At 36.4% G+C, this 2,631-nt stretch carries 4 protein-coding genes; all 4 read right to left on the reverse strand.

The annotated features are described in order from the left end of the window. Positions 1-197: 197 nt before the first annotated feature. Positions 198-806, reverse strand: a complete 609-nt coding sequence (locus tag E0765_RS07810) for a FlgO family outer membrane protein (RefSeq protein ID WP_132812658.1) — start codon at positions 804-806, stop codon at positions 198-200. A gap of 29 nt (positions 807-835) precedes the next feature. Beyond that, positions 836-1,522, reverse strand: coding sequence for a hypothetical protein (locus tag E0765_RS07815; protein WP_132812659.1), 687 nt, complete (start codon positions 1,520-1,522; stop codon positions 836-838). Positions 1,523-1,726: 204 nt separating this feature from the next. Next, positions 1,727-2,221, reverse strand: a complete 495-nt coding sequence (locus tag E0765_RS07820; RefSeq protein ID WP_132812660.1) for a helix-turn-helix domain-containing protein — start codon at positions 2,219-2,221, stop codon at positions 1,727-1,729. After that, positions 2,218-2,631 (reverse strand): hypothetical protein (locus tag E0765_RS12615; protein ID WP_223175693.1); only part of this gene is annotated, 414 nt, incomplete at its 5' end. The genes E0765_RS12615 and E0765_RS07820, both read right to left, overlap by 4 nt.

Below are 2,631 nucleotides of genomic sequence, written 5' to 3' on the forward strand. Positions count from 1 at the left end.
CAGGCAGCATGACGGTCCTCCTTATGTTTTATTGCTGTACCGTCAATATTACCTTATGCTGGGGGATAAATTCACGCAGGCTCACCGGAAGGACACGATAGAAATGCAATTATTGAAATGTTGAAAATATGTTGAAAACAGCAAATAATTACATTTTAATGATAGATATTTATGCGCGCTATTCAGCAAATATGTTGCTAATTTGGTCTGACAAATTTCCATTCTCCGGATGAGAGGTTCAATAATTTTCGGTTATTAGCTCCTAAGGGTAATTTATAGTTATATGTTGAAATAATAGTATTATCAGACAGCTTGACTATTTTTGCCGATACATATATAAGATAATTCCCTATTGAATAGGTTCCTACCATAGCGTATTGAGCATCGTGCTCCTTGGCAATATCCTGCGCGATCCTCGATAAAAGGAGTTCACCTCTATCGCTATTTACAAGAACAGCCTTTCTTAATTTTAGCTCAACTACCTTGTATCCTCTTTGAACTAACCTGGAAGAGATTTGCTCAGATACGGTTTTTCCAAACAATGAAGTATCTTCAAGACTTTGAACATCTGTTAGAGTTGCAATAAGTACCGGACTTGCCGGGCTTATTGGCGGTATTGAACGATCTATAAGTTTATCGGCGGCAGTATAACTTTCATTAATAAGGTTTTCATCAAGATTCAAATAAGCCTTGAACATTGTACAACCAGTGAAAAACATTGTTATAATAACCAAATACAATATTTTAAAAAAAATACCCGCACACCTTTTTTTATTTTTATATAAATTATATATATTCAATTTCATTATAATTTCCTCTCTTCGACAGATTATTACTATTTTTCAATAACTTGTATTTTATGAGATCTTGCTTCTTCATAATGCCAAGAGTCATCAAAATTAACATAATAACAATCTGTTTTTCTTATAAGGTAAATATTATCTCGCAACACAGAGGTTGTTACTATTATCTCGGTATTTGGCTTTCTATAATAGAAAGGATCCAATGACCCAGGGCTTGCATTATCAAGCATATCCAAACCTACCAAAGTACCACCAATTGCGGCTGCTCTACCTATTATGCTCCAGGGCTGATCAAAAACCTCTCTAATTACAATGGCGCCGCCTGTCAAAAGAGCAAGGTGCCCATATCTCGGGGTTTTAATGGTGGCTTTATGATATACTACCTGCGTTTTATAATTAATGTATAAACATGCGCTGTTTCTGTCTACTGCAATATTAATACCTTTATTTGAAAGCCTTGTGAGTAGCATGTTATAAAATGCCTCGCTAAATGGAGAATCCCCATCTTTATTAATATAAACAGTTTCCTGGGCAACTCCGTTATTTACAAGACCCATCTTTATTTGTTCAGCGGTATCGTCTGCAAGGATATTCCAATGATATGCAGCCTGCATTTTTTGTTGTATTGTCACGTTATAAGAAGATGGAATAGGCGCTTGCGCACACCCAATAATGAGAAATCCAAAAAAAAGCAATGAACATTGAAAATATATTTTCAATTTATCCCCCTTCTTTTAGTTATTTTCAACACAATTAAAATCATTCAATGTGTCAAGGGTAGGTACTATTTATCTTCAGCTATATTACAGCGAAGCCGCGACTACAGAGAAGAGTTAAATGCTCTTCTCGTCTATACCAGTCAGCATTTGTACAAAAAACTGTTATAACCCAGCTTTCAGCATCAAAACAACAACCACCATTTATTACTCTCCATTGCCCCCACCCGCTTTCTTCTCCCCTGGTGATTCCAGGGTCTTGAAGTCGGTTTCGCGCGGATCGGGCTTACTTTCTAATTGTTGTTTACGGCGCACTGATTCTTTAAACATCATTATATTCTGCGCAATTGCAAGTTTAGTACCCTCATCGTTTGAATCCATTATATCCATAAGATCTCGCATTAAGCTTTGTATATTAGGGATTTGTGATCGTACTGTAACATAAGGGCTTACCACATCATTTATCTGACCAACAGATTCACAGGTGTTTTGAACAGTAGTTGTGTACATATCTCCTGCACCGGTGAGTATCCAGTTAGTGTTAAAGCCAAGCTTGGAAAGGGCTTGGAGGACTTCTGATCCGGGCAAATTACTGCCTTTTTCATACTTTTGCCATGCTCTTTCATGGACACCTACAAGCGCCCCCATTTCTTTCTGAGTCTTTCTTAATTTTTCTCTTATCTGCTTTAATTGATCTTTCATATGCGAACTATACTATGTTCAAACTCACGCCTTGAGTTTGAAACTGAGTTTGAACCTAACGCGCCGAGTTTGAACATAGTAATATATTTAATAATATTCATAAGATAGCTAATATTTGCAAAAAACGAATAATAATTGAGTTTGAACATACTTTTTTTACTTGACAGATACGCAAATTGTTCGTTAATATCTCTCATATATGGTTTACCTATCCACATTATATCACGCTCAGGAGGGAATACAATGTCTAAGTTGAAAAAAAGATTAGACATAATCAACCCCGGACAGATGAGCATCTTTGATGTTATCAAACAACTTTGTGCCCTGGAATATTTAACAGCTTTCTGATACCATGTAAGAGCATCGGTTACTCCCTGGTATTTGAGGTTGGTGGACCAAAAACTTACCAG

The sequence above is a fragment of the Sulfuricurvum sp. IAE1 genome, from assembly GCF_004347735.1.
Taxonomy (GTDB): domain Bacteria; phylum Campylobacterota; class Campylobacteria; order Campylobacterales; family Sulfurimonadaceae; genus Sulfuricurvum.

Bases quoted from the DNA above. Each gene is read 5' to 3' on its own strand.
- E0765_RS07810 (WP_132812658.1), bottom strand. From the start codon at position 806: ATGAAATTGAATATATATAATTTATATAAAAATAAAAAAAGGTGTGCG.
- E0765_RS07820 (WP_132812660.1), bottom strand. From the start codon at position 2,221: ATGAAAGATCAATTAAAGCAGATAAGAGAAAAATTAAGAAAGACTCAG.